Raw genomic sequence first — 24,238 nt, forward strand, 5'->3', positions numbered from 1 at the left:
GGCGGCGCGCGTCGAGGCGCGCGGCCATCAGCGCGCCGGTCGGCTGCGCGTACTCGTGGTCGGCGACCTGGCCGGGACAGCCGTGCGCGTAGGGCGCGTGCCCGCAGTCGGCACAGCCCATCGGCAGCGGCGGGACGTCGACGAAGCAGGCACAGCCGCTCGCTGTGGTCCGGTCGAGAACCGGAACATTATGGTTGGGCATGGGTCAGGAGAGCCTTCCTGATCAAGGGGCCCGTCCCGGCGCGCAATGCCGTGGCGGGCTCCGCCTTTTGTGGTTGTCATGTCACTGACACGACGGATCCATCAGAACGCGGCGCATTCGCTATCCGGTAGAGGAGGATGGAGGAGGAAAGCGGAGTCCTCCCACGTCCGCGAGGTGATCATGGGTTTGCCGACCTGGGCCGCGCGCTTGAAGGCCGCACGCCATGGCGAATGCTGGACGCAAAAGGAGGTGGCCCGACGCCTCACCGAAGCGGCTCATGAGCATGCCGGTATCTGCCTGCCGGGCAGGGAGTCCCTGACCCGGATGCTCAGGGACTGGGAGACGGGAAGGGCCCGGCCTCGCTCCCCCTACCCGCAGTTGCTCGCCCTGGTCTACGACCTCGACGAAGCGGTCCTGTTCGATGACGATGCCCCAGATGTTCCGGATAGTTCAACACTGGGCGATATGAGTGTCCTTAATTTGTTTGCTCTGAACCAACCAGCCGACGCGGAGTATGTAGCGACATTACGGAGAAATAGTCAGGCGCTTGTCACGCTAGACAGCGCCCACGGGGGGAATGAAGTTTTCCCCCTCTCTCTGCGGATTTTCCGAACCGTCAGTGCCAAGCTCGCTGTGGGAAGCCTTGCAGCGGGAATCGAGCGGGATCTCGAAGCTGCCGCTGGAGAGTCCGGAGAAGTCGCCGCTTGGCAGGCCCACGACGCCGATCAGCAAGAGACGTCGCGCCAAATCGTTCATGAAGCGTTGATGCTTTCGCGCCTTGCCGGAGATCGCGACATGGAGTTGTTCGAGCTGGCTCACCTGTCGATGCTGTCGTTGTGTCAGGACCGCCCGCGCGAGGCGCTGCGCCTCGCTGACGACGTACTCACCAGTGGTGACCTTCCCCCGCGGGTGGCGGCGATATTCGATGTACGGCGTGGACGTGCGCTCGCCGTCATGGGCGATAAGGCGCGAGGGTTCGACGCGCTTCAGCGGGCGCGGTCCGCGCTCGCCGAAAGCATCAGCGCACGTGATCCGCACTGGACATGGTGGATGGACGAAGCTGAGCTGTCCTGGCACGAGGGGATGGCTTACGCAGAGCTGGGCGAGTGGGGGAAGGCCGCCGCCCCGCTCATGGATGCCTCTGTTCGGCGATCTACCCGAGGGCGTTCTCGCTACCACTACGCCGCCCAGTTGCTCAATGCCCTCGTGCACGCGCAGGCGTGGCGAGAGGCCGAGTCGGTCATCGTAGATGTGATGGGGCAGGCGAATGAGATCGGCTCCGCACGTACGGCCAACCTGCTGCTTCGCGTCACCGACCGCATCGAACGTGCCGGGACGGGCCCGACATCGACGCTCGCGGACTCCGCTCAGGATCTACGTTGCATGCTGGCCTCCTCGTAAAGTCCACGAACGACGACGCCCCGCTGGTCAGTTGACCGACGGGCATGGAGCGGATCCGTGAGGTGCAGCGAGCCCTGGAGCAGTGGACCGATCTTGACTGCGTCACACAACTGGATGATCAGCTATACGAGTGGCGTACGACCCTCATCGCGCTGCAGCGTTGAACGTGCGCACCTTGTCCAGCAACTCCGCCAGGGAGTCGATACGTAGCGAGGGCACGCGATCGGCGTCCGGGTCGGCCTGCTGGATTACCCCCCATGGGCCACGCTGGATCAGCGCGGCGCGCATCCCGGCCGCGATCGCCGGTCGGACGTCGTTGTCCAGGCGGTCGCCGACGTACAGGATCTCGTGTGCCTCAAAGGGGACGACGTCGGCGACCCGCTTGAAGAACTCCGGATCCGGTTTGGAGGCTCCCCAGTCGTCGGAGGTGCCGATGAGGTCGACATCCGGCGTGAACAGCTCGCGCAGGATCCGGCCCGCGCGAATGGTCTGATTACCTGCGATCCCCAGCCAGAGCCCATCGCCGCGCAGGGCGGCGAGGGTCGGCCGGACGTCGGTGTACAGGTCCTCCTCGCCGAAGGTCTCCGGCTGCCCGGCGGCGGCGCGCTTCTCGCGCTCCTCGTAGAGGTCGAAGCCAGGCCGGAACACCTGGAACGTCTCGCGGTAGTCGAGGCCGCGAGCGATGGTCGCGCCGAAGACGGCGCTGAAGGTGTGGCGGGGGACATTGAGCCAGTCGGCCCACGTGCCGTACTCGCGGCTTTCGTCCACGAGGCACTCGCCGACGTCGAAGACCACAGCGCGGATCATGACAGGAGCCTATTCCCGAGCCGGGATGTCGCGACAACCACTAGAAGGGGGAGCCCCCGGCCCGTGTGGGCCGGGGGCTCCCCCTTCCGACGTCCGACTGCCGTGCGATGACGGCAGATCAGCGTTCGACCTCGCCGCGGATGAACTTCTCCACGTACTCGCGTGCCTCGTCGTCGGAGTACTGCTCCGGCGGGGACTTCATGAAGTACGAGGAGGCGGACAGGATCGGCCCGGAGATGCCCCGGTCGAGAGCGATCTTGGCGGCGCGTACCGCGTCGATGATGATGCCCGCGGAGTTGGGGGAGTCCCAGACCTCCAGCTTGTACTCCAGGTTGAGGGGAGTGTCGCCGAAGGACCTGCCCTCCAGGCGCACGTACGCCCACTTGCGGTCGTCGAGCCACGGCACGTGGTCCGACGGGCCGATGTGCACGTCGGCCTTCTGCATCTCGTGCGGGATCTGCGAGGTGACCGACTGGGTCTTGGAGATCTTCTTGGACTGCAGGCGCTTGCGCTCCAGCATGTTCATGAAGTCCATGTTGCCGCCGAAGTTCAGCTGGTAGGTGCGGAGCAGCTCGACCCCGCGGTCCTCGAACAGCTTGGCCATCACGCGGTGGGTGATGGTCGCCCCGACCTGCGACTTGATGTCGTCGCCGACGATCGGGACCCCGGCGTCGACGAACTTCTGGGCCCACACGGGGTCGGAGGCGATGAACACCGGCAGCGCGTTGACGAACGCGACCTTCGCGTCGAGGGCGCACTGGGCGTAGAAGCGGTCGGCCTCCTCCGAGCCCACCGGCAGGTAGGAGACGAGGACGTCCACCTTGCTGTCCTTGAGGACCTGGACGACGTCGACCGGGGCCTCGTCGGACTCCTCGACCATCTCCCGGTAGTACTCGCCGAGACCGTCGTAGGTGGGGCCGCGCTGCACCGTCACGCCGAGCGGCGGCACGTCGCAGATCTTGATCGTGTTGTTCTCCGAGGCCACGATCGCCTCGGACAGGTCACGCCCGACCTTCTTGGCGTCCACGTCGAACGCCGCGACGAACTCCACGTCGCCGACGTGGTAGTCGCCGAACGTGACGTGCATCAGGCCCGGCACCCGGGCACCGGGGTCGGCGTCCCGGTAGTAGTGCACGCCCTGAATGAGCGACGTGGCGCAGTTGCCTACACCGACAATGGCTACGCGCACCGAACCCATGGCACTCGCTCCCCTTTGTTCTTTCTCAGTGGTCAGTTTTCTTCCGGGGTGGCGTGCCGCCCCGTCGTACCCGTCCCCGGCGCGGGCGCCCTGGACGTCTCATCTCGCGCGGGCCGCCGTTCCCCCTCCGGCGGCGATGCTCGCCGCTCGGTGGCGATCAGCTCATTCAACCAGCGCACTTCGCGTTCGACCGACTCCAGACCGTGACGCTGGAGCTCGAGGGTGTAGCTGTCCAGCCGTTCGCGCGTACGGGCGAGTGCCGTGCGCACGCTGTCCAGACGCTCCTCAAGCCGGCTGCGGCGGCCTTCGAGGATGCGCAGGCGCACCTCCGCCTCGGTGTGCCTGAAGAAGGCGAAGTGCACGCCGAAGCTCTCGTCCTCCCAGGCGGACGGACCGGCCTGGGTGAGGAGCTCCTGGAGGCGTTCCTTGCCCTCCGCGGTCAGTTTGTAGACGATCTTCGAACGGCGGCCGGGGAGCACGATGGCGCTGTCGGCGGCCGTGGTGGCCGCGGCGTCGTCGCCGTCTTCGACGATCAGCCCGTCGGTGAGCAACTGACGGAGGCACGGATAGAGCGAGCCGTAGGAGAACGCCCGGAACATACCGAGCAGGGCGTTGAGCCGTTTGCGCAGCTCATAGCCGTGTAGCGGGGTCTCGTGCAACGACCCGAGCACGGCCAGCTCCAGCACGCCGCCACGTCCGCCGGCCACTGGAAACCACCACCTCTCGCGTCGATGTATCGAACCGATACATCGACAGGATACGTCCATCCAACATAAGGCTGCAATCAGCGACTTTCCCAAGTGGTTGGGAGCAAACGACAAAAAGGCCGTAGTCTGGCGCGTATGTGGTCACAGCAGGCGGTCGTAGGACATGGTCCTCGCGCGGCGTGGACCGCTTTCCAATACCCGGAATCCCGCGTCAACCTGGGAGAGGTCTGCCAAGGTTGTTGCCGGAACCACTCGACGATCTCGTTCGTCACCGGGAATGGAGATCCACCCGAATGGGCCGGCTACCAGTGAGCCAAGGCGGCGAGATCTCCGGCGATCAGGAGGTAGTCTCGCCCGCCTGCACGCCGTCGTAGACCCCGATGATCAAACGAGGACGCGTGAGTTACAGCCACAGCAATGACCCGGAGTCGGACGGGCGCGAGGGCGCCGATGGGTCGGCTCGCCAGGGGCGGCGCCGTCGCTCAAGCCCAGGAGCCGCTCCCCGTGCAGTTCCCCCTTCACAAAACCCCCAAACCGGCGCGGGCTGGGATTCTCCTCGACAGGCACCGCAGGCGGGAGCCGACCCCCGGACCGCGATGATGCCCCAGGGCGGGATGCCCTATCCCGATGGCGCGTCCCAGCACCCCGGCGGACCGCCCCGGCGCGACGCGGGCGCTCCCGGCGGCATGCCCCCGCGCGGCCCCGGTGCTCCCGGCGGTCCTGGCGGCCCCGGTGCTCCTGGCGGGATGCCCCCGCGCGGCCCCGAGCAGCGCGGTGGCGGGGTGCGCCGCCACGACACCGACCCGACCCCGGCCGGCCGTCGCGCCGAGGCCGCCTTCGAGGACACCCAGGCGATGCTCGCCGCCCAGGCGGGCGGCGGGCGTTCCGCGGGCCCGAAACCGGGTGAGGGCGGGCGCAGGCGTCGCGGGCGCGGGGTGAGCGGTCCCGCCGCGGGCGGCCCCGGAGGACCCGGGGGATACGGTCCCGATGACGACGACGAGCCCGAGGCCAGGAGGTGGACGCGCTTCCTGCCCAACTGGAAGATCGTCATGGCCAGCTTCGTGGTCCTCAGCGCGGGTGTCTTCGGCATGATCGCGGTGGCCTACGCCAACACGCCCGTCCCCATGTCCACGCAGGCCAGCGTGGACGACCGGGGCAGCGTCATCTACTACCGCGACAAGAAGACCCCGATCGCGCGCCTGGGCGTCCAGCGCACCCCGGTGAAGCTCTCGCAGATTCCCAAGCACGTCCAGGACGCGGTGATCGCCCTGGAGAACCAGAGCTTCCGCACCGACAGCGGCATTGACCTCGCGGGCATGGCCCGCTCGCTCTGGAGCACCGTCAGCGGCACCCAGCTCCAGGGCGCCTCGACCATCACCCAGCAGATGGCGCGCGGCTACTACGACGGCCTCAGCGCGGAGGTCTCGATCCAGCGGAAGATCAAGGAGATCTTCGTCGCGGTCAAGATCAGCAAGACGATGGAGAAGGACCAGATCCTCGAGGAGTACTTCAACCTCGTCTACTTCGGTCGTAACGCGTACGGCATCCAGGCGGCGGCGAAGGCGTTCTTCGGCAAGAACGTCGGCCAGCTGACCGTGCCGGAGGGCGCCTACCTGGCCGGCCGTATCCAGAACCCGAGCACCTTCGACATCCAGGAGAAGGACGGCAACTACGCCGCGACCAAGGAGCGGTTCGGCGCCGCGCTCACGAACATGGCGGAGCTCGATCCCGCCGCGTACGGCAAGTACGCGGGAAGCTCCTTCGACGACCTGAAGTTCGAGAAGGTCAAGGTCGCGCAGACCTTCAAGGGCCTCAAGGGCTACATGCTCAACATCGTCTTCCGGGAGCTCAAGGAACGGCACATCGATCAGAGCGATCTGGAGACCGAGGGCTACAAGGTCTACACCACCTTCGACAAGGGCATGATGGAGCAGGCGTACAAGGCGGTGAAGGCCCGCACCGCCAACCTGGAGCCGACCATTCACGCCAGGGTGGCCTCGGTGGACCCGAAGAACGGCCGGGTGCTCGCCTTCTACAGCGGCGACGACTTCGTCAACGACTACAACAACCGCGCGTTCGACTCCACCAAGCAGGCGGCGTCGGCGTTCAAGCCCTACGTGCTCGCGGCCTGGCTGGAGAGCGGCAAGTCGCTCGACAGCCTGGTCGACGGCAAGCGGACGATCAAGATGCCCGGCACCACCCCGATCAGCAACTCGGGGAACGCGGCGTTCGGGCCGATCGACATGGTCAAGGCCATGGCCAGCTCGGTCAACACCGTCTTCGTGCAGATGGGCGACGAGGTGAAGCTCGAAGAGGTGGCGAGGATCGCCAAGGAGGCGGGGGTCGGCGAGACGGCCAAGGGCAACCCCATCTACAAGGGCCAGAACGCGGTCGACTACGCGATCGCCGAGCAGAAGTACCAGGTCACCATCGGCAGCGCCTCGGTCACCGCGGTCGAGCAGGCCGCCGGTTACGGGATCTTCGCCAACGAGGGCAAGCACTTCAACTGGCACACCGTCACCAAGGTGACCAAGGTCGACGGCACCCTCGTGCTGGACGAGCAGATCCACGAGAACCAGGTCATCACCCCCGAGTCCGCCGCCGACGCGACCGTCGCGCTCCAGGCCGTCGTCAAGAGCGGCACCGGCACCGCCGCCAACATCGGCACCCGGCCGGTGGCCGGCAAGACCGGCACGAACAACGGCTACAAGGACGCCTGGTTCGTCGGCTTCACCCCGCAGATCGTCACCGCGGTCGGCATGTCCAAGGACGTGCCCTACAACAAGCCGCTCGGGGCCGAGGGAAGGCGAAAGCTCAAGGTCGACAAGTACGGCCTGCCGAACCGGAAGATCAAGGTCGTGCACTGGGCCGAGGAGCCCATGCCCTCCTTCATCGGCGGTGGCGGCACCCCGACCCAGATCTGGCACGACTACATGCAGGCCGTGACCGCCAAGGACGAGGTCCTGCAGTTCCCGCCGAGGGCCAACACCGGGGTACGGAACAACCTGGCCACGCCCACCCCGACGCCCACCCCGACGCCGACGATGGATGAGACCAACCCCTTCCCCGACGAGAACGGGGACGACGGCGGCTGGCCGAACGACAACCCCGACGGCGGTGGCGGCGGCGGCGAGATGGACCAGCCCGACGGCCGCGAGTGCCTGCCCTGGGACGGCTCGTGCGACGTCGGCAACGACGGCGGTGATTGGGGCGACGAGCCGCCGAACGGCGAGATCGAGAACGGCGCGCCGGGCGCGGTCGGCGCCCCCGGCACGCCGGCCGCCGCCCTCGTGCCGACACCCGCAGCGAGCGGACGACGTCCCTGATGAAGAACCTCCTGTCGCCGCGGAGTCCGCTGCCCGAGTTCGGCACCCGGGCCATCCCGTACGTGCCCCTGGCCCTGTTCGCGGGGCTGGGGGCGATCCTGGCCTGGTTCTGGAAGTGGCCGTGCCGCGTCGGCGGGGCGTGGAACCACGGGACCCTGCAGTTCACGAACTTCTGTTACACCGACATCTATCCCCTGTGGTGGAACGAGAAGCTCAACGAGGGCAAGATCCCCTACTTCGACTATCCGGTCGAGTACCCCGTCGGCATCGGCGGGATCATGGAGTTCTTCCGCCGGATCGTCACCCCGATGAGCGACCAGGGGACGGCGTTCTACGACCTCACCGTCATCCTCATGGCGCTCTGCCTGATCGTCGGTGTGCTGCTGATGGCCACGCTGGCCGGTCCCGCCAGGCGCTGGGACGCGCTCTGGTACGCCCTCGCCCCCGCGCTGATCCTCACCGCGTACATCAACTGGGACCTGGCGGCCAACGCCCTCGCGCTCGGCGCGCTGCTGGCCTGGTCGAAGCGGAACCAGTGGCTCGCGGGCATCCTGCTCGGCCTGGCGATCGCCACCAAGTTCTACCCGCTGATGTTCCTCGGCCCGCTGTTCCTGCTGACGCTGCGCACCGGCAGATGGGTGCCGTTCCTCAAGACGATCGGCGGCGTCGCGGGCGCCTGGCTCGTCGTCAACGTACCGATCATGGTCTTCGCCTTCGACGGCTGGAAGCGCTTCTACGTCTTCAGCCAGGAGCGACCGGCCGACTGGGGCTCCATCTGGTACTTCTTCAACCAGAAGCAGTGGCCGATCCTGGGCGACTCCGAGCTCCTCGACAGGCTGGGCGTCGTCTCGCTCGCCGCGTTCTGCCTCGCGATCGCCGTGATCACCCTGACGGCCAGGACCCGTCCCCGCCTGATGCAGCTGTGCTTCCTCACCCTGGCGGCGTTCATGCTGACCAACAAGGTGTGGTCGCCGCAGTACGTGCTCTGGCTGATCCCCTTCGCGGTGCTGGCCAGGCCGGGCTGGAAGCCGATCGCGCTCTGGCAGCTCGCCGAGTGCTGGTACTTCTTCGCGATCTGGCTCTATCTCGTCGGCATCCAGCCGGGTAACGAGGCCCTGGGCATCGCGGGTGACACCTACTTCACCGCCGTGTGGGCTCGCGCGATCACCATCCTGATCATGATGGCGTTCGTCGTCCGGGACATCTTCGTACCGGACAGGGACGTGATCCGCCAGGACGGGACCGACGACCAGGCGGGCGGCGTCTTCGACGGGGCACCCGACCGCTTCCGGCTCGCGCTCTCCTAGCGCAGGGGGGATGGGGCCGTCGTTCGGGAGGCGTCCGGACGGGGGCGGGATGGGACCGTTCGGGAGGCGTCCGAGTCCGGCGGTCCGCCGGGATGACAGGGGGCAGGGTGGGGCTGTTCAGCGAGCGTCCGAGTCTGGCGTTCCGGCGCGGTGATCCGGGACAATCCGACCTTGTGATCACTCCTCCCGCTCCTCCGCGCGACGCCGCGACGGAAGGGCTGCTGCTCTGGCTCGCCTCCCGGCTGGGGATCGTCGCCCTGGTCGTCGTCGGCGCTCGGGCGCTGATGGAGGGGGACGCCGTACCGAAGCCGTTCCTGGAGCGCTGGCGCAACTGGGACGCCGGTCTTCTCATCACCATCGCCGAGCACGGCTACGACGGCGCCCCGGGCAGCGAGCCCGACGAGGGGCTGCCCGCCTTCTTCCCCGGAATGCCGCTGATGCTCCGCGCGGTGCATCTCGTGATCGACGACTGGACGCTCGCCGGGCTGCTGATCTCCTTCGTGGCCGGAGCCGTCGCGATGACGGCGCTCGCCAGGCTGGCCGAGTTCGAGGGACCGGCGGGGATCGGCCGGTGGGCGGTGCTGGCGCTGCTGCTCTGGCCGATGGCGGTGTTCCTGTTCGCGGGCTACAGCGAGTCGCTCTTCCTGGCCTTCGCCATCCCCGCCTGGCTCGCGGCGCGCCAGGGCCGCTGGCCGCTCGCCGCGGCCCTGGCGGCGGGGGCCTCCTGTGTGCGCATCACCGGCCTGTTCCTCGCCCTCGCGCTGATCGTGGAGTTCGTCACCCGCAGGCAGCCCGTACGGCAGGCGGGCTGGCTGCTCCTCCCGTTCGTGCCGCTGGCTCTCTACTCCGCCTACCAGTACTCCCGTACGGGTGACTGGCTGGCCTGGAAGACCGCGCAGGAGGCCGGCTGGGGGCGGCACATGGTGTGGCCCTGGGAGTCGCTGATCACGACCTGGAACGCGGCCATGGCCGATGGGCGAGACGCCTGGGCGTTCCGGCTGGAGATCGCGGGGGCGGTCGTCGGGGTCGTGCTCGTGCTGGTCCTGCTCTACCTGCGAAGGTGGAGCGAGTTCGTCTACGTGGGGCTCCAGGTGGGCGCCCTGCTGTGCTCCGCCTACTACCTGTCGGTGCCGCGCTCGGCGCTGCTGTGGTGGCCGCTCTTCATCCTGATCGCCAAGGCGAGCGGCGGGCCGGAGCCCTGGCGACGATGGATCATCATCGTCTACGCCCTGGTGGTGGGCCCGTTGATGGCGCTCAACACGCTGATCTTCACCGACGGCGCCTGGGTGGGCTGAGCCGTGGGGGATGTTCCCTTACCCACTCTTTGGAAAAAGTAATCCCATGAAGTTATCCACAGGCTGTGGATCAACGTCTGCCCACCGCCGGGCCCGTCTCGGGTCCCCTCCGGAACCTCGCGTGCGGCCCCGTCCCGGATCCGGGACGTGAACCCTCACCCTGGAGCCTCGTCCGAAGTCTTGTCCTGAGCCTCGTCCTAGAGTTGCTTCCTGAGGAAGGCGATGTCCTCGGCCTGGCCGTCGAAGGGGGTCTCCACCACGATCGGCGCGTTCGCGCTCCGGCACACGCCCAGGATGAGCTCGGGGTCGATCTGGCCCGCGCCGAGGCTCGCGTGCCGGTCGGCGCCGGAGTCGAAGGCGTCGCGCGAGTCGTTGCAGTGGACCAGGTCGATCCTGCCGGTGATCGCCATGACCCGCTCGACCACGTCCGCCAGGTCCTCGCCGCCCGCGTGGGCGTGGCAGGTGTCGAGGCAGAAGCCCACGTCGAAGCCGTCGAGCGCCTCCCACAGCCGGGCGACGCGCTCCAGCTTGCGCGCCATCGCGTTGCCGCCGCCCGCGGTGTTCTCGATGAGGACGGGGACCTCGTGCTCCTCCAGGCGCTCGAACACCTTGCGCCAGTTGTCGAAGCCCTTCTGCGGGTCGTCCCCGGCGTTCACGTGCCCGCCGTGGACGATCAGCCCCCGGGCGCCCAGCTCGGCCGCCGCCGCGAGGTGCGCGCTCAGCAGCTTGCGGCTGGGGATGCGCACCCGGTTGTTGGCGGTCGCCACGTTGATCACGTAGGGGGCGTGGACGTAGACCTCCACGTCCGAGTCCTTGATCTCCCGGGTCTTCTCGCCGATGACCGGGGCCTTCCACCCCTTCGGGTCACCGAGGAAGAACTGCACGACCTCGGCGCCGCGCGCCCTGGCGTGCGCCAGCGGGTCGTCCTGGTCGACATGAGCTCCGATAAGCGGCATGTATCCGAGAGTAGCCGTTTCAACGCCGAGGGCCGGGGCAGTCGCAGGTCGCGCCCCACCGCCCGCCCCCACGGGCCAACCCCCAAGGAGTTCCCAGTGGCTGCTCGCTATCGCAGAGGGATCAGTCTCATCGGCCTCATCTACATCCTGATCGGGATCTACGTCGCCTGGGTGTACGAGTACATCACCCCCGCGCTCCTGAAGGACATCGCCGAGGCCCTGCTCGCCGTCTTCCTGTGGTTCCTCATCCTGCTGGGCGTGGACCTGCGCCTGGCCGGATAGCCGTTCCCGTTCGCGTACCCCGGTGTGGCCCTCGTCGGGTTCGGGGCCCTACGGGAGGAAACCCCCGTGGCGGATGCCGAAGGCCACACCGACGAACGAGGCCACGATGCCCACGATGTTCAGCGCGCGCTCCGGCGTCGTCGCGGAGACGTACTGGGAGTAGAGACCTCCGCAGAACCCCAGCACCCCCAGCCACGACGCGACGGAGTGCGCGGAGGGAACGAGCCCGGCCGCGAAGGCGATCAGCCCGCAGAGGATCGTGCAGACGCTCAGCGCGTTCTCCAGGGGATGGCGCCGCCCGTCGCTGTTCATTCTGAACCGGAAACGCCCGCCCTGGCCACGTCCGGACACATGAGGCATCTCCACCGCCCCTTCCCCCGAGGTTCACCGTGAGGGCGTGTCCTCGTGAGGGCGAACCCGTTTCTCCTGTGGGGACGTGCCCGGCGAGGCGACGGCCCAACCCTTGACGGGCTGGTAGGCTGGCACGGCTACGTCGAATGGGTGTGTCATGGCCCACCCTCCACCCCGAGCGCCGAAATGGGAGTCCGGGGTGAAGCACGTCAGCGTCCTCCTGTCACGGCACGGTGTCGTGACCGCAAAGTCCAGAGGAGGTTGGAAGTCAGCATGCGCCGTTACGAAGTGATGGTCATTCTTGACCCCTCGCTCGATGAGCGTACGGTCGCCCCTTCCCTCGACCAGTTCCTCACGGTCGTCCGCAACGACGGCGGCACCGTGGAGAAGGTCGACGTGTGGGGCCGCCGCAGGCTGTCCTACGACATCGCGAAGAAGCCCGAGGGCATCTACGCCGTCATCGACCTGAGCGCCGAGCCCGCCACGGTCAAGGAGCTCGACCGGCAGATGAACCTCAACGAGGGAATCCTGCGCACCAAGGTCCTGCGCCCGGACGTGCACTAATCTCCGGCATTTTGTCGGACGGCAGCCGTACTCTGAGCCGATAACCAGCGAAGGCCGCAGGAAGGGCAGCGCTAGCCATGGCAGCAGGCGACACCACGATCACCATCGTCGGCAACCTCGTCGACGACCCGGAGCTGCGCTTCACCCCCACGGGGCAAGCGGTGGCCCGGTTTCGCATCGCGTCCACTCCGAGGTTCCTCGACAAGACGACCAACGAGTGGAAAGACGGCGAAGGCCTGTTCCTGACCTGCAACGTGTGGCGGCAGGCGGCGGAGAACGCCGCCGAGAGCCTCCAGCGTGGCATGCGGGTCATCGTCCAGGGACGGCTCCGCCAGAGGTCCTACGAGACCAAGGAAGGCGAGAAGCGCACCGTCTACGAGGTTGAGGTCGACGAGGTCGGCCCCTCCCTGAGAAACGCGACCGCCAAGGTCAACAAGACCGCCCGTCAGGGCGGTGGCGGTGGCGGCTTCGGTGGCGGCCCCGCCAACGACCCGTGGGCCTCCGCGGCGCCGGCCGCACCGCAAGGTGGCGGCTTCGGCGGCGGCGGCGGTGGCAACAACTACGGTGGCGGCGGTCAGCAGCAGGGTGGCGGCGGCTTCGGCGGCGGCGACTTCAGCGACGAACCGCCCTTCTAGGGACGCCCCTCCGGGACGGTCGCGACCGCGCCCGACATCCCAGTCCATATCCGCAGCGACCATTCCCGCCTGACGGCGGGGCTCTGAAAGGAGCACCACGATGGCCAAGCCGGCACTGCGCAAGCCCAAGAAGAAGGTTTGCCTGTTCTGCCACGACAAGATCTCCTACGTCGACTACAAGGACACGGCGCTGCTTCGGAAGTTCATCTCCGACCGCGGCAAGATCCGTGCCCGCCGGGTGACGGGCAACTGCACCCAGCACCAGCGTGACGTGGCGACCGCTATCAAGAACGCTCGTGAGATGGCGCTCCTGCCGTACATGAGCACCGCGCGCTAAGGAGGTCCGGACAGATGAAGCTCATTCTCACCAGTGAGGTCACCGGCCTCGGCGCCCCCGGCGACATCGTCGAGGTCAAGAGCGGCTACGGCCGCAACTACCTGCTTCCCCGCGGTTTCGCGATCCTGTGGACGCGCGGCGGCGAGAAGCAGATCTCCTCGATCAAGAAGGCCCGCGACGCTCGCGAGATTCGCGACCTTGGCACCGCCAAGGAGGTCGCCGGTCAGCTGCAGGCCCTGAAGGTGGTCCTGAAGACGAAGGCCGGCGAGTCCGGCCGCCTCTTCGGCTCCATCACCACGGGTGACGTCGCCGAGGCCGTCAAGGCCGCCGGTGGCCCCCTGCTCGACCGCCGTCGCATCGAGATCGCCTCCGCGATCAAGAGCCTCGGCTCCCACCGGGTCAGCGTCAAGCTGCACCCGGAGGTCTCCGCGTCCCTCGATGTCGAGGTCGTCGCGGCCTAAAAGGCCCCGTGAGACAAGGGCTCCTCCCCGTTCGCGGGGAGGGGCCCTCGTCCTTTCCCGGCCCCGGCTCTTTCCCCGCTCCTCCGGTGGGCCCGGTCCGGCTCTCCGGCGGGCCCGGTCCGGTCCTCCGGTGGGCCCGGTCCGGTCCTCCGGCGGGTCCGGGATGCCGGGGAAAATCCCCTTTCCCGCCGGGGAAAGTTCATATGCTGGTACCCCGTTACCCCAGGTCACTCCGAATACATACAATTCGGGGATCGTTGCTTCGCCCTGGAGGTTTTTGTCATGGTTCGTCCCTCGACGCTGATCGCGCTCGGTGCCCTCGCGGCGACCGCGGTGGCCTGTGCGCCGGCCTCGGAAACGACGACCCAGGCGAGCCCCGCGTCCTCAAGCGCCTCCGGGGCCTCCGGCTCCGCCACGGCTCCCAGCGCCTGCGCCAAGGACGGCCTCGCGCTGAAGACCCCCGGCAAGCTCACCATCGGCACCGACAAGCCCGCCTACGACCCGTGGTTCAGCGACGACGACCCGTCCAACGGCAAGGGCTTCGAGAGCGCGGTCGCCTATGCCGTCGCGGGCCAGCTGGGTTTCACCAGGGATGAGGTCACCTGGGCCACGGTGAAGTTCGACTCCGCGTTCGCGCCGGGCGCCAAGCAGTTCGACTTCGACGTCAACCAGGTCTCGGTGACCCCCGACCGGGCCAAGGTCGTCGACTTCAGCAAGGGCTACTACACGGTCAAGCAGGCCGTGGTCGCGCTGGACGGCTCCAAGGTCGCCTCCGCCACGGACCTGGCGGGCCTGAAGGACGCCAAGATCGGTGTGCAGGTCGGCACCACCTCACTGCAGGCGGTCAAGGACGTCATCCAGCCCTCGTCCGAACTCAACGTCTACAACGAGCAGATCGACGCCGTCAACGCGCTGAAGAACAAGCAGGTCGACGCCGTGGTGGTGGACCTGCCCACCGCCTTCTACGTGACCGCCGCGCAGGTCGAGAACTCCAAGATCGTCGGCCAGTTCGGCGCGGCCTCCGGGGAGCCCGAGGTCTTCGGCGCGGTCTTCGAGAAGGGCAGCCCGCTGGTGAGCTGCGTCGACGAGGCCATCGACAAGCTGACCGCCTCCGGTGAGCTGGCGAAGATCGAGACCGAGTGGCTCGGCTCCGCCGCGGGCGCACCGGAGCTGAAGTGACCCTGGAGCACCACCTCCCGGCGTCATCCACGCCCATAACCGGGGACTCGCCGTACGGCCCGTGCCACGGCGGCGCTCGATGAAGGACGACGAGCGCCTGCTGGTTCCCACCGGCTGGGTGAAGAGCGAGCGGCAGCTTGAGCGGGAGCGGCTCCGCAGGAGGTCGTCGATCCGTTCGGGCTCCGTCGCGACGGTCTCGACGATCCTCGTGCTCGTCCTGTTGCTCTGGCTCTTCACGGCCTCCCCCGGCTGGCCCAGGGTGCGGGAGACGTTCTTCGACCTCGACCAGTTCGTCGAGGCGCTGCCGGACGTGCTGGACGGGTTCCTGCTCAACATCAAGATCTTCTTGATCGCCGAGCCGCTGATCCTCGTCGTGGGACTGCTCGTCGCGCTGGCCCGCAACCTCACGGCGCCGGTGTTCTTCCCGCTGCGCGCCCTGGCGGTGATCTACACCGACGTCTTCCGCGGTGTGCCCACGATCCTCGTCATCTATCTCGTCGGCTTCGGCCTGCCCGCGCTCGGTCTGCAGGGTACGCCGACGGACCTCGCGACGCTGGGCATCATCGCGCTCACCCTCTCGTACGGCGCGTACGTGGCGGAGGTCTTCCGGGCGGGCATCGAGTCGGTGCACCCCAGCCAGCGGGCCGCCGCCCGGTCACTCGGGCTGAGCCACGGCCAGACCATGCGCTACGTGGTGGTGCCGCAGGCCGTGCGCAGGGTGGTGCCGCCGCTGCTCAACGACTTCGTCTCGCTGCAGAAGGACACCGCGCTCGTCGCCACGATCGGCCCCCTGGAGGCGCTGCGCCAAGCGCAGATCCACGTCGCCAGCACCTTCAACTACACCCCGTACCTGGCGGCGGCGTTGCTGTTCATCCTGCTCACCATCCCGATGGCCCGCTTCACCGACTACCTGGCGGCCCGCTCGCAGAGGCGGCGGGGCCAGTGAGCGGGCGGACCGGGGCGTACGGCGGTAGCGTACCGGCGCGGGAGGAGAGGGCATGAGCCTGCTGACCATCGAGGGCCTGTGGAAGAACTACCGAGGCCACAGCGTGCTGCGCGGGATCGACCTGGAGGTCGAGCCGCACGAGGTGGTCTGCCTGATCGGCGCCTCCGGCTCGGGAAAGTCCACCCTGTTGCGCTGCGTCAACCTGCTGGAGACCGCCGACGACGGCACGATCACCCTGGACGGACAGGAGATCACCGACGCCAAGGCCGATCCCGACGACGTGCGCAAGCGCATGGGCATCGTCTTCCAGGCGTTCAACCTGTTCCCGCACATGAGCGTGCTGGACAACATCACACTGGCCCCGCGCAAGGTCCACAAGGTGGGCGGAAAGCAGGCCGAGTCGCAGGCCCGCGACCTGCTGGCCAGGTTCGGCCTGGCGGACAAGGCGGACGCCTACCCCGACCAGCTCTCCGGCGGCCAGCAGCAGCGGGCCGCCATCATCAGGGCCCTGGCCACCCAGCCCCGCCTGATGCTGCTGGACGAGGTCACCTCCGCCCTGGACCCGGCGCTCGTCAAGGAGGTGCTCGGGATCATCCGGGAGCTCAAGGAGGGGGGCATGACCATGATCCTGACCACCCACGAGATGGGTTTCTGCCGCGAGATCGCCGACACCGTCTGCTTCCTCGACGGCGGTGTGCTCCTGGAACGCGGTACCCCCGAGCAGATCTTCACCGATCCTCGCGAGCCCCGCACCAGGGAGTTCGTGCGGAGCGTGATCGACGCCCGGCGCCTCTGAGGGGGCCTCGGCGAGCGATCTCAGCGCCGGTGCCTGCCACGGGGCCCGGCGGCGGATCCGGCGCCGGGGCCGCCGGGCGGAGGTCCCTGGTAGTACACGGGGGCGGGAGCCTCGGGGACGGGCCGCGCCATCGTGGCGAGCACGCTGTTGCGCCTCCCGTACACCAGGTAGACCAGCACGCCGAAGGCCATCCAGATGGTGAAGTACAGCCAGGTGATGAGCTGGAGATTCACCATGAGCCACAGACAGGCGAGGATCGAGGCGATCGGCACGCCGGGAGAGAACGGGGTGCGGAAACCTCGCGGCAGGTCCGGCATCGTCTGCCGCATCCTGACCACCCCACCGGCCACGACGATGAACACGAACAGGGCACCGATCACGACCAGCGGTTCGAGCGTCAGCACGTCCACGAACTCGGCCAGCAGGATCGCGAGGAAGCCGATGAGCAGCGTGACCCTCGTCGGGCTGCGGTAGCCGCGGTTGATCTTGGAGAGCGGGCGGGGGATCAGCCCGTCGCGCGCCATGGAGAACATCACGCGGGTCAGGCCGACGAGCAGCACCAGGACGACGGTGGTGAGGCCGAGCACCGCCCCGACGTTGATGACGTGCACCATGAAGCCCTCGCCCGCGTCGCGGAAGGCGCTGGCGAGTGGCGCGCTCGCGTCGATCCTGTCGTACGGGATCATCCCGACCATGACCACCGCGACCGCGATGTAGATGACCGTGGTGAACATCAGCCCGCGGATGATGCCCTTCGGGATCGACCTCGGGGCGTCCTCGGCCTCCTCCGCGGCGGTGGCCACGACGTCGAAGCCGATGTACGCGAAGGTGATGGCCGCCGAGGCGGCGAAGATGCCGAACCAGCCGAACGTGCCCGTCTGGCCGAAGAGGATGCCGAGCAGCGGGGAGTGCAGGGTGTCCCCGGCCTTGCCGGGAGGCGTGGCCGGTACCGGGATGGCCGCGAGGTTGCGCCGGTCGAAATGCAGGGCGCCGACCACGATGACCGCGCCGATGGCCACCAGCTTGGCGACCACGATGATCCACAGGGTGCGCAGCCCGACGCGGGCGCCCAGGGCCACCACGGCGGTGAGGACCGCCAGGATGAACAGCGTGAACAGGTCGAAACCCGTGCTCTGGCCGACCACGCTCGCGACCACCTGGGGAAGGTCCACGCCCAGGTCGGTGAGCAACTGGGCGGCGTAGTGCGACCAGGCGCGGGCCACCACCGCCGCGGCCAGGAGGAGCTCCAGGACCAGCGCCCAGCCCACGATCCAGGCCCAGACCTCGCCGAAGATGACGTAGGCGAAGGTGTAGGCGCTTCCCGAGGTCGGCATGGCGGAGGACAGTTCGGCGAAGCAGAAGGCCACGAGCAGGCTGGTGATCCCAGCGATCATGAAGGAGAGGATCACACCGGGTCCGGCCATGCTCGCCGCCTGGCGACCGGCGAGACCGAAGATGCCCGCGCCGATCATCACACCGACGCCGAGGACGACGAGGTCCGCCCCGCGATAGGCCGTGGGAAGGCCGTGGCGCGCACCGGTCCACCGATCGGTGGCATGGCTCGGTGGCATGCGGCGAACGATCGAGGGGGAACGGCCTTCGGACACGACGTGACCAATCGTGGTGGGCTGATAACCCTATATTGCGGGATTTGTTTCACAGTGCCGCAGGGGAGTTCCGCTGGACAAGGGTTATCCGATCACGTCGTGGACACCACAGTGTCACGTCCGGGTCACCTGTCAGAAGGCGCTGTTACCCCTTGTCCGGTGGCGCTGTCACACCTGTCCGGTGCGCTCTCACATCTGCCCGGTGCGCTCTCACACCTGCCCGATGCGCTCTCACATCTGGCCGGTGCGCTCTTACATTTGGCCGGTGCGCGCCATCACCCGTCCGGGGGCGTCGCCCGTCGCCGGGGTGAACCATCCGCCGCCCCGGCGGGCACCCGGCCCTCTCAGCCGCCGACCACCAGCCACGCCGTGCCGTACGCCCGCGTCGACAGGGTGACCAGCCGGGCCGCCATCCACAGCCCGAGCGCCAGCCAGAGCGCGACCAGGCCGCCGCCCTGGAGGTCCACCAGGAACGCGGCGGGCAGGTAGGCGATCGTCGTCCACACCCCCGCCCAGGCGAGGTAGCGCCGGTCTCCGGCGCCGATCAGCACGCCGTCCAGCACGAAGACCACCCCCGCGACGGGCTGCAGGGCGGCCACCACCCAGAGCAGGTCGAGCAGCTCCGCGGTGACGACGGGGCCGGTGTCGAACACCGTGGGCACGAACGGCCTGGCCAGCACCACGAGGAGGCCGAGCAGCACGCCCGAGCCGACCCCCCAGGTCACCATCCTCCCGGTCGCGCCACGGGCTCCCGCCACGTCGCCGGCGCCCAGCGCGCGGCCGGTGATCGCCTGCCCGGCGATGGCGATCGCGTCCAGGGCGAACGCCAGCAGGGTCCAGATCCTGATGGCGACGGTGTGCGCCTCGATCTGCTGCTCTCCCATGCGGGTGGCCGCGGCGGTCGCGACGGCCAGCACCAGCTGGAGGCACGCCGTACGGATGATCAGGGCGATCCCGGCCGAGCCCGCCGCCCGTACGCCCGCCAGGTCGGGGCGGAACGGGGCGCGGTACCGGCCGAGGATCAGCAGGAGGTAGACGGCGGCGGCGAGCGACTGGGCCAGCACCGTGCCCCAGGCCGAACCCGCGATCCCCCAGCCCAGTCCCAGGACGAACACGACGTTGAGCACCGCGTTCAGCGCGAAGGCCCCCACCGACACCAGCAGCGGGGTCGCGGTGTCCTGCATGCCGCGCAGCACGCCCGTGCCCGCGAGCACCAGCAGCATGGCCGGGACGCCCAGCAGGCTGATCCGCAGGTAGGTCACCGCCTGCCGGGCGAGCTCGCCCTCGGCGCCGAGCAGGTGGACCAGCGAGGGTGCGAGGGGCCAGACGACCACGATGATCGCCACTCCCACCCCGGCGGCCAGCCAGAGACCGTCCACCCCCTGCCGCAGTGCCCGCCCGGTCTCGCCCGCCCCGATCTGCCGGGCCACCGCCGCGGTCGTGCCGTACGCCAGGAAGACGCAGAGCCCCACCAGGAAGCTCAGCACCGTGCTCGCCACTCCCAGGGCGCCGAGCGCTGGGGCGGGCAGGCGACCGACGACGACGGTGTCGGTCAGCAGGAACAGCGGTTCGGCCACCAGGGCGCCGAACGCGGGCAGCGCGAGCCGCAGGATCTGCCTGTCGTGGTCACGACCGGACCCGCCGGACCCACTGGACCGGCTGGACCGGCTGGACCGGTCGGACCGGGCGGATCGAGGGGTAAGAGGCACCTATCTATTCTGCCTCTTACCTCCCGGTCGATCTTCAGCGGGATGAACCCGTCAGGGCATGCCATCTGGGGCGACTTTCGGCGTGTCGCCCCAACTTTCTTTTCTCCACAGGCGGTGGATGACGTTTTTCCAGGTCAGAGGGTTATCCACAGCTGTGGACAAGAGTTATCCACAGAACTGTCCCCAGGGTGCCCACACGTCTGGGGAAGAAGTGCACAGCTTATCCACACCTCTGTCGACAGGCCGCGTTGCCAGCTGGGCGTGGAGCCGCGAAACTGTCACACCGATCGGCTACAAATGGAGATAGCGTAACTGTGTTCGAAAGAGGGGGTGTGTGGTGAGCGTCGCGGAACCGCCGGTCTTCGAGCCGAGATTCGAGCGCACCCCACCGAACAACATCGAGGCCGAGCAGTCGGTCCTGGGCGGCATGCTGCTGTCCAAGGACGCCATCGCCGACGTGGTCGAGATCCTGCGGTCCGACGACTTCTACCGTCCGGCCCACCAGATCATCTACGACATCATCACCGATCTCTACGGCCGAGGCGACCCCGCCGACGCCGTCACCATCCTCGACGAGCTGCAGAAACGAGGCGAGGTCGCCAGGATCGGCGGCGGCGCCTACCTCCACACGCTGACCGCCGTCGTCCCGACCGCGGCCAACGCCGGTTACTACGCGAGGATCGTCCGCGAGCAGGCCATCCTCCGCCGCCTGATCGAGGCCGGCACCCGCATCGTCTCCTACGGCTACGGCGGCCAGGACGAGGAGGTCGACGACCTCGTCGACCGCGCCCAGGCGGAGATCTACAAGGTCACCGAGCGCCGCACCTCCGAGGACTACATCCCGCTGGCCGACATCATGCCGGGTGCCCTCGACGAGCTGGAGGCCATCGGCGGCCGAAGCGGCCAGATGGTCGGCGTCCCCACCGGCTTCCAGGACCTCGACTCCCTCACCAACGGCCTGCACCCCGGCCAGATGATCGTCGTGGCAGCCCGTCCCGCCATTGGCAAAGCGCTCGCCCTCGACACGCCGCTGCCCACTCCCGACGGCTGGACGACCATGCGTGAGGTCGAGCCGGGTGACCACCTGATCGGTGCGGACGGCAAGCCGACACGGGTGGTCGCGGCGACCGAGGTGATGCACGGACGGCCTTGTTACGAGGTGGAGTTCAGCGACGGCACCGTGATCGTCGCGGACGCTCAGCACCAATGGCGGACGACCACGCGTGCGCGTCGTCGCCAGGACTCGGAGAACAGGCGGACCCTTTACTGGCCCAACGAGTCCATCGAACACGTCAGGGGCGTGTACGAGACGTCGATGGTGGAGCCGGATCGGCTCGTCACGCATCGGGAAGCCCTGTCGGTTCTAGGTGACGAGTTCCGCAACGTTCTCCACACCGTGCAGACGGAGATCGGTGTGTCGGGCAAGGTGCCCACGCCCGTCAGCGGCCCGGTTCGCCGCTACACGTGGAACGCCCCGGCATACTCGCGCAGGGAGCTCTTCGGAGCGTTGTACGCGCGGGTGTCCCAGCCGATGAACGCCTCCACGACCGCTGTCCACAAGGACGTCGTGACAACCGAGGAGATCGCCCGCACATTGCGCTGCGCCTCGGCGGACAGGCGGCCGAATCACGCGGTGGCCGTCGCCGCGGCGTTCGACCTGCCCGAGCGGGATCTGCCGTTGCCCGCCTACGCGCTCGGGGTATGGCTTGGTGACGGCCACACCGACGGTGCCCGGTTCACCACCATCGACCCGGAGATCGTTCTCAACCTGGAAGCCGAAGGGGTGCGAGTCACCCGTACGAGCTCCCATCTCCTCTACTCGCTCGGTCTGCCGCATCCGCCGCCCGTGACGGAGAGGCCCTGCGCTGTCTGCGGTGTTCTGTTCGTACCCCAGACATCCCAGGTGCGCACGTGTGGCCGCTCGTGCGGAGGAAGGGCCCGCCTGGTGTCGAGTCCGGTGCCGGCACCCACGTGTCCCGACTGCGGTGGCCCGTCCAGCGGTCTAAGACAGTGCCGGGCATGCCGGAACCGCCACGGCACGGTGCAGGCCATCCTGCGCACCCTTGGTGTCCTCGGCGACAAGCACATTCCCCAGATCTACCTGCGAGCCTCCGAGCAGCAGCGGCGTGCCCTGCTCGCAGGTCTTCTCGACACCGATGGATACGTCAGTCGCAACGGCCAGATCCAGTTCGGGGTCACCAACAGGAGACTTGCCGAAGACACCTACGAACTGATTCTGAGTCTCGGTTACCGGGCGACGATGAAGACGCGGGCTGTCAAAGGCAGAAGCGTCGACTCCTCCACCTGCTACATGATCAACTTCACGGCGGCGGACAAGGTGTTCCGCCTGCCCCGCAAGGCCGGGCGACAGGTGACCGCGGCCCATCCGTCGACGCTCGTCCGATACATCGTCGACGTGCGGCCGGTGCCTTCGACGCCGGTGAGATGCGTGGAAGTCGATAGCGCCGACCATATGTACCTTGCCGGAAGAACCGGTATTCCAACGCATAACAGCACGCTTGGCCTGGATTTCGCGAGATCTGCCGCTATCAAGCACGGTATGACGACTGTGGTGTTCTCGCTGGAAATGTCGCGCAATGAGATCACGATGCGTCTGCTGTCGGCCGAGGCACGGGTGTCGCTGCAGGCCATGCGCTCGGGAACGATGAGCGACGACGACTGGGCCAAGCTGGCCCGGCGGATGGGCGAGGTGGCCGAGGCGCCGCTGTTCATCGACGACTCGCCCAACATGTCGATGATGGAGATCAGGGCCAAGTGTCGTCGGCTCAAGCAGCGCAACGACCTGCGGTTCGTCATCATCGACTACCTGCAGCTGATGTCCTCGCCGAAGAAGACCGAGAGCCGCCAGAACGAGGTCTCCGAGATCTCCCGGGCCATCAAGCTCCTCGCCAAGGAGTTGGAGGTCCCGGTGATCGCGATCTCCCAGCTCAACCGTGGCCCCGAGCAGCGGACGGACAAAAGGCCCATGGTCAGCGACCTTCGCGAATCCGGAAGCATCGAGCAGGATGCCGACATGGTCATCCTTCTCCACCGGGAGGACGCCTACGAGCGCGAGTCCCCCAGGGCGGGCGAGGCCGACCTGATCGTGGCCAAGCACCGTAACGGCCCCACCGCCACGGTAACCGTGGCGTTCCAGGGCCACTACAGCCGTTTCGTCGACATGGCCCCCCACTAGACCTCGCGGGCAAGGGCCGCGTTCCGTCGGGCGATTCGGCGGCCCGGTCTGGCGGGTGACCGCCTCGGTGCGGAGGGCGGGTGCGGGAAGAGGTGTCGGATGGCTCTCGTATCTGCCACAGTTCTGTTTCCTGAGCCTCGCACATGCGTGTGTATGAGACACGGGGCGGGAATGCTGCGGTAAAGATCCGTACCCATGATCTGATCATGGGTGAGGGAGGGCTGATGCGGCCCATGTCGATCGATGTCCCCGATTCCGCTCATGCCGATGGGTGGTTGCGTGTGTCGGGTGACCTGTCTGTTCCCGGGCTGGTGAGTATGGCCGACCTGCGGGCTTTGCCGCAGTGGACGGTGGAGGTCGGTTTCGCCTGTCGTACGTCGGGCACGCGGCGTCACCGTTTCACCGGGCCCCTGCTGTTGGATGTGGCTCGCGCGGCCGGGCCGGTTTTCGACGCCTGTGAGCGTAAGGACCGGTTGCGGTTCCTGGTGTCGGTGCTGGGGCGTGATGGTCATCACGCGGTGTTGTCGTGGGGGGAGATCGATCCGGAGTTCGGTGATGTTCCGGTGCTGGTGGGTGTCCGGATGGATGACGCCGACCTTGACGCGTATGGGCCGCATCTGGTGGTGCCTGGGGATCGGTGCGGGGGGCGGCACATCAGCGAGGTCGTGGAGATTCGTGTCTGCGCGGACGCGCGGCTGTGGGGCCGGAATCTTTAGTCGTCGCACCCGCATGGGCAGGAGGGGCCGGGTGGTTCGGTGGGATCGGCCCAGTGCAGGGCGATGAACGGTTCGGTGCGGCAGGGGTGGTGCACTCGTTCGCGGGTGATGCGGTAGCGGGCGAGGGCTTGGGGTTCTTCGGGTGAGCGGCGTGGGACGGGCACGGTGAGGGTGCCGATGTCCTGGTCGATGTGGGTGAGCATGCCGTGGCAGGGCCCGCCCAGACAGATGGCGTTACGCGACGGCGCGGCGCTCATAAC

23 protein-coding genes are annotated in these 24,238 nt (G+C 68.1%); 14 read left to right on the plus strand and 9 right to left on the minus strand.

Translation table 11 applies throughout. From position 1 onward, the window contains the following. A partial coding sequence (locus tag ABD817_RS35225; protein WP_344922760.1) for a hypothetical protein occupies positions 1–202 on the minus strand: 202 nt, incomplete at its 3' end. A gap of 180 nt (positions 203–382) precedes the next feature. Between ABD817_RS35225 and ABD817_RS35230 the strand changes: the two genes are divergently transcribed. Then, positions 383–1,603, plus strand: a complete 1,221-nt coding sequence (locus ABD817_RS35230) for a helix-turn-helix domain-containing protein (protein ID WP_344922761.1) — start codon at positions 383–385, stop codon at positions 1,601–1,603. Between the two features lie 144 nt (positions 1,604–1,747). Here the strand turns inward: ABD817_RS35230 and ABD817_RS35235 are convergent, their stop codons facing one another. The 3 genes from ABD817_RS35235 to ABD817_RS35245 all read right to left on the minus strand — a co-directional run bounded on the left by ABD817_RS35235 (position 1,748) and on the right by ABD817_RS35245 (position 4,315). Then, positions 1,748–2,410, minus strand: coding sequence for an HAD family hydrolase (locus ABD817_RS35235; protein WP_344922762.1), 663 nt, complete (start codon positions 2,408–2,410; stop codon positions 1,748–1,750). Positions 2,411–2,528: 118 nt separating this feature from the next. After that, entirely contained in the window at positions 2,529–3,608 is a 1,080-nt protein-coding gene (locus ABD817_RS35240; RefSeq protein ID WP_344922763.1) for an inositol-3-phosphate synthase, read from the minus strand. A gap of 32 nt (positions 3,609–3,640) precedes the next feature. Continuing rightward, a complete protein-coding gene (locus tag ABD817_RS35245) occupies positions 3,641–4,315 on the minus strand; it encodes a PadR family transcriptional regulator (RefSeq protein ID WP_344922764.1) in 675 nt (224 codons plus the stop codon). 614 nt (positions 4,316–4,929) lie between these two features. Here ABD817_RS35245 and ABD817_RS35250 point away from each other — a divergent pair. The 3 genes from ABD817_RS35250 to ABD817_RS35260 all read left to right on the plus strand — a co-directional run bounded on the left by ABD817_RS35250 (position 4,930) and on the right by ABD817_RS35260 (position 10,243). Further along, positions 4,930–7,641 (plus strand): transglycosylase domain-containing protein, encoded by a 2,712-nt coding sequence (locus ABD817_RS35250; protein ID WP_344922765.1) that lies wholly within the window; start codon positions 4,930–4,932, stop codon positions 7,639–7,641. Next, positions 7,641–8,948 (plus strand): glycosyltransferase family 87 protein, encoded by a 1,308-nt coding sequence (locus ABD817_RS35255; protein WP_344922766.1) that lies wholly within the window; start codon positions 7,641–7,643, stop codon positions 8,946–8,948. The genes ABD817_RS35250 and ABD817_RS35255 overlap by 1 nt, the downstream gene beginning before the upstream one ends. 173 nt (positions 8,949–9,121) lie before the next feature. After that, positions 9,122–10,243 carry a hypothetical protein gene (locus tag ABD817_RS35260; RefSeq protein WP_344922767.1) on the plus strand — a complete coding sequence of 374 codons (1,122 nt, stop codon included), beginning with the start codon at positions 9,122–9,124 and terminating at the stop codon, positions 10,241–10,243. 197 nt (positions 10,244–10,440) lie between these two features. Here the strand turns inward: ABD817_RS35260 and ABD817_RS35265 are convergent, their stop codons facing one another. Beyond that, positions 10,441–11,199 carry a deoxyribonuclease IV gene (locus ABD817_RS35265; protein ID WP_344922768.1) on the minus strand — a complete coding sequence of 253 codons (759 nt, stop codon included), beginning with the start codon at positions 11,197–11,199 and terminating at the stop codon, positions 10,441–10,443. Between the two features lie 96 nt (positions 11,200–11,295). Between ABD817_RS35265 and ABD817_RS35270 the strand changes: the two genes are divergently transcribed. Next, positions 11,296–11,481 carry a hypothetical protein gene (locus ABD817_RS35270; RefSeq protein WP_344922769.1) on the plus strand — a complete coding sequence of 62 codons (186 nt, stop codon included), beginning with the start codon at positions 11,296–11,298 and terminating at the stop codon, positions 11,479–11,481. A 48-nt stretch (positions 11,482–11,529) separates the two neighbouring features. Here the strand turns inward: ABD817_RS35270 and ABD817_RS35275 are convergent, their stop codons facing one another. After that, complete coding sequence (locus ABD817_RS35275) at positions 11,530–11,793, minus strand: hypothetical protein (protein WP_344922770.1); 264 nt, start codon at positions 11,791–11,793, stop codon at positions 11,530–11,532. Between the two features lie 312 nt (positions 11,794–12,105). On the opposite strand from ABD817_RS35275, the gene rpsF reads away from it, so the two are divergent. The 7 genes from rpsF to ABD817_RS35310 all read left to right on the plus strand — a co-directional run bounded on the left by rpsF (position 12,106) and on the right by ABD817_RS35310 (position 16,750). Then, positions 12,106–12,396 (plus strand): 30S ribosomal protein S6, encoded by a 291-nt coding sequence (rpsF, locus tag ABD817_RS35280; RefSeq protein ID WP_030919721.1) that lies wholly within the window; start codon positions 12,106–12,108, stop codon positions 12,394–12,396. 77 nt (positions 12,397–12,473) lie between these two features. Further along, positions 12,474–13,031 (plus strand): single-stranded DNA-binding protein, encoded by a 558-nt coding sequence (locus ABD817_RS35285; RefSeq protein WP_344922771.1) that lies wholly within the window; start codon positions 12,474–12,476, stop codon positions 13,029–13,031. A 100-nt stretch (positions 13,032–13,131) separates the two neighbouring features. After that, complete coding sequence (gene rpsR / locus ABD817_RS35290; protein WP_012895699.1) at positions 13,132–13,368, plus strand: 30S ribosomal protein S18; 237 nt, start codon at positions 13,132–13,134, stop codon at positions 13,366–13,368. Between the two features lie 14 nt (positions 13,369–13,382). After that, positions 13,383–13,829: a 50S ribosomal protein L9 gene (rplI, locus tag ABD817_RS35295; RefSeq protein ID WP_344744211.1), complete on the plus strand. Its 447-nt coding sequence runs from the start codon at positions 13,383–13,385 to the stop codon at positions 13,827–13,829. Positions 13,830–14,111: 282 nt separating this feature from the next. Beyond that, positions 14,112–15,008 (plus strand): ABC transporter substrate-binding protein, encoded by an 897-nt coding sequence (locus tag ABD817_RS35300; protein WP_344922772.1) that lies wholly within the window; start codon positions 14,112–14,114, stop codon positions 15,006–15,008. A gap of 79 nt (positions 15,009–15,087) precedes the next feature. After that, a complete protein-coding gene (locus ABD817_RS35305) occupies positions 15,088–15,954 on the plus strand; it encodes an amino acid ABC transporter permease (protein ID WP_344922773.1) in 867 nt (288 codons plus the stop codon). Positions 15,955–16,006: 52 nt separating this feature from the next. After that, on the plus strand, positions 16,007–16,750 hold the full coding sequence (locus ABD817_RS35310) for an amino acid ABC transporter ATP-binding protein (RefSeq protein WP_344922774.1): 744 nt from the start codon (positions 16,007–16,009) through the stop codon (positions 16,748–16,750). A gap of 20 nt (positions 16,751–16,770) precedes the next feature. On the opposite strand, the gene ABD817_RS35315 is transcribed toward ABD817_RS35310, so the two are convergent. Both ABD817_RS35315 and ABD817_RS35320 read right to left on the minus strand, forming a co-directional pair. Continuing rightward, positions 16,771–18,321 carry an APC family permease gene (locus ABD817_RS35315; protein ID WP_344922775.1) on the minus strand — a complete coding sequence of 517 codons (1,551 nt, stop codon included), beginning with the start codon at positions 18,319–18,321 and terminating at the stop codon, positions 16,771–16,773. A gap of 380 nt (positions 18,322–18,701) precedes the next feature. Further along, positions 18,702–20,066, minus strand: a complete 1,365-nt coding sequence (locus tag ABD817_RS35320; RefSeq protein WP_425583437.1) for an MATE family efflux transporter — start codon at positions 20,064–20,066, stop codon at positions 18,702–18,704. Between the two features lie 337 nt (positions 20,067–20,403). Between ABD817_RS35320 and dnaB the strand changes: the two genes are divergently transcribed. After that, positions 20,404–23,262 (plus strand): replicative DNA helicase, encoded by a 2,859-nt coding sequence (gene dnaB / locus ABD817_RS35325; protein ID WP_344922776.1) that lies wholly within the window; start codon positions 20,404–20,406, stop codon positions 23,260–23,262. Between the two features lie 233 nt (positions 23,263–23,495). Then, the gene (locus ABD817_RS35330) at positions 23,496–23,978 is read left to right on the plus strand and encodes a molybdopterin-binding protein (RefSeq protein ID WP_344922777.1); all 483 of its coding nucleotides are present in this window, start codon (positions 23,496–23,498) and stop codon (positions 23,976–23,978) included. Here the strand turns inward: ABD817_RS35330 and ABD817_RS35335 are convergent. After that, complete coding sequence (locus tag ABD817_RS35335; protein WP_344922778.1) at positions 23,975–24,235, minus strand: hypothetical protein; 261 nt, start codon at positions 24,233–24,235, stop codon at positions 23,975–23,977. The genes ABD817_RS35330 and ABD817_RS35335 overlap by 4 nt on opposite strands. Positions 24,236–24,238: the final 3 nt, after the last annotated feature.

This window comes from Streptosporangium oxazolinicum (assembly GCF_039537505.1).
Lineage (GTDB): Bacteria > Actinomycetota > Actinomycetes > Streptosporangiales > Streptosporangiaceae > Streptosporangium > Streptosporangium oxazolinicum.

What these genes read in the sequence shown, in the direction of transcription:
- ABD817_RS35230 (WP_344922761.1), top strand. Translation starts at nt 383, where the DNA reads ATGGGTTTGCCGACCTGGGCCGCGCGCTTGAAGGCCGCACGCCATGGC.
- ABD817_RS35305 (WP_344922773.1), top strand. Translation starts at nt 15,088, where the DNA reads ATGAAGGACGACGAGCGCCTGCTGGTTCCCACCGGCTGGGTGAAGAGC.
- ABD817_RS35250 (WP_344922765.1), top strand. Translation starts at nt 4,930, where the DNA reads ATGCCCTATCCCGATGGCGCGTCCCAGCACCCCGGCGGACCGCCCCGG.
- ABD817_RS35235 (WP_344922762.1), bottom strand. Translation starts at nt 2,410, where the DNA reads ATGATCCGCGCTGTGGTCTTCGACGTCGGCGAGTGCCTCGTGGACGAA.
- ABD817_RS35265 (WP_344922768.1), bottom strand. Translation starts at nt 11,199, where the DNA reads ATGCCGCTTATCGGAGCTCATGTCGACCAGGACGACCCGCTGGCGCAC.
- ABD817_RS35240 (WP_344922763.1), bottom strand. Translation starts at nt 3,608, where the DNA reads ATGGGTTCGGTGCGCGTAGCCATTGTCGGTGTAGGCAACTGCGCCACG.
- rplI (WP_344744211.1), top strand. Translation starts at nt 13,383, where the DNA reads ATGAAGCTCATTCTCACCAGTGAGGTCACCGGCCTCGGCGCCCCCGGC.
- ABD817_RS35255 (WP_344922766.1), top strand. Translation starts at nt 7,641, where the DNA reads ATGAAGAACCTCCTGTCGCCGCGGAGTCCGCTGCCCGAGTTCGGCACC.
- ABD817_RS35335 (WP_344922778.1), bottom strand. Translation starts at nt 24,235, where the DNA reads ATGAGCGCCGCGCCGTCGCGTAACGCCATCTGTCTGGGCGGGCCCTGC.
- ABD817_RS35310 (WP_344922774.1), top strand. Translation starts at nt 16,007, where the DNA reads ATGAGCCTGCTGACCATCGAGGGCCTGTGGAAGAACTACCGAGGCCAC.
- ABD817_RS35275 (WP_344922770.1), bottom strand. Translation starts at nt 11,793, where the DNA reads ATGAACAGCGACGGGCGGCGCCATCCCCTGGAGAACGCGCTGAGCGTC.
- ABD817_RS35300 (WP_344922772.1), top strand. Translation starts at nt 14,112, where the DNA reads ATGGTTCGTCCCTCGACGCTGATCGCGCTCGGTGCCCTCGCGGCGACC.
- rpsR (WP_012895699.1), top strand. Translation starts at nt 13,132, where the DNA reads ATGGCCAAGCCGGCACTGCGCAAGCCCAAGAAGAAGGTTTGCCTGTTC.
- rpsF (WP_030919721.1), top strand. Translation starts at nt 12,106, where the DNA reads ATGCGCCGTTACGAAGTGATGGTCATTCTTGACCCCTCGCTCGATGAG.
- ABD817_RS35330 (WP_344922777.1), top strand. Translation starts at nt 23,496, where the DNA reads ATGTCGATCGATGTCCCCGATTCCGCTCATGCCGATGGGTGGTTGCGT.
- ABD817_RS35315 (WP_344922775.1), bottom strand. Translation starts at nt 18,321, where the DNA reads ATGCCACCGAGCCATGCCACCGATCGGTGGACCGGTGCGCGCCACGGC.
- ABD817_RS35285 (WP_344922771.1), top strand. Translation starts at nt 12,474, where the DNA reads ATGGCAGCAGGCGACACCACGATCACCATCGTCGGCAACCTCGTCGAC.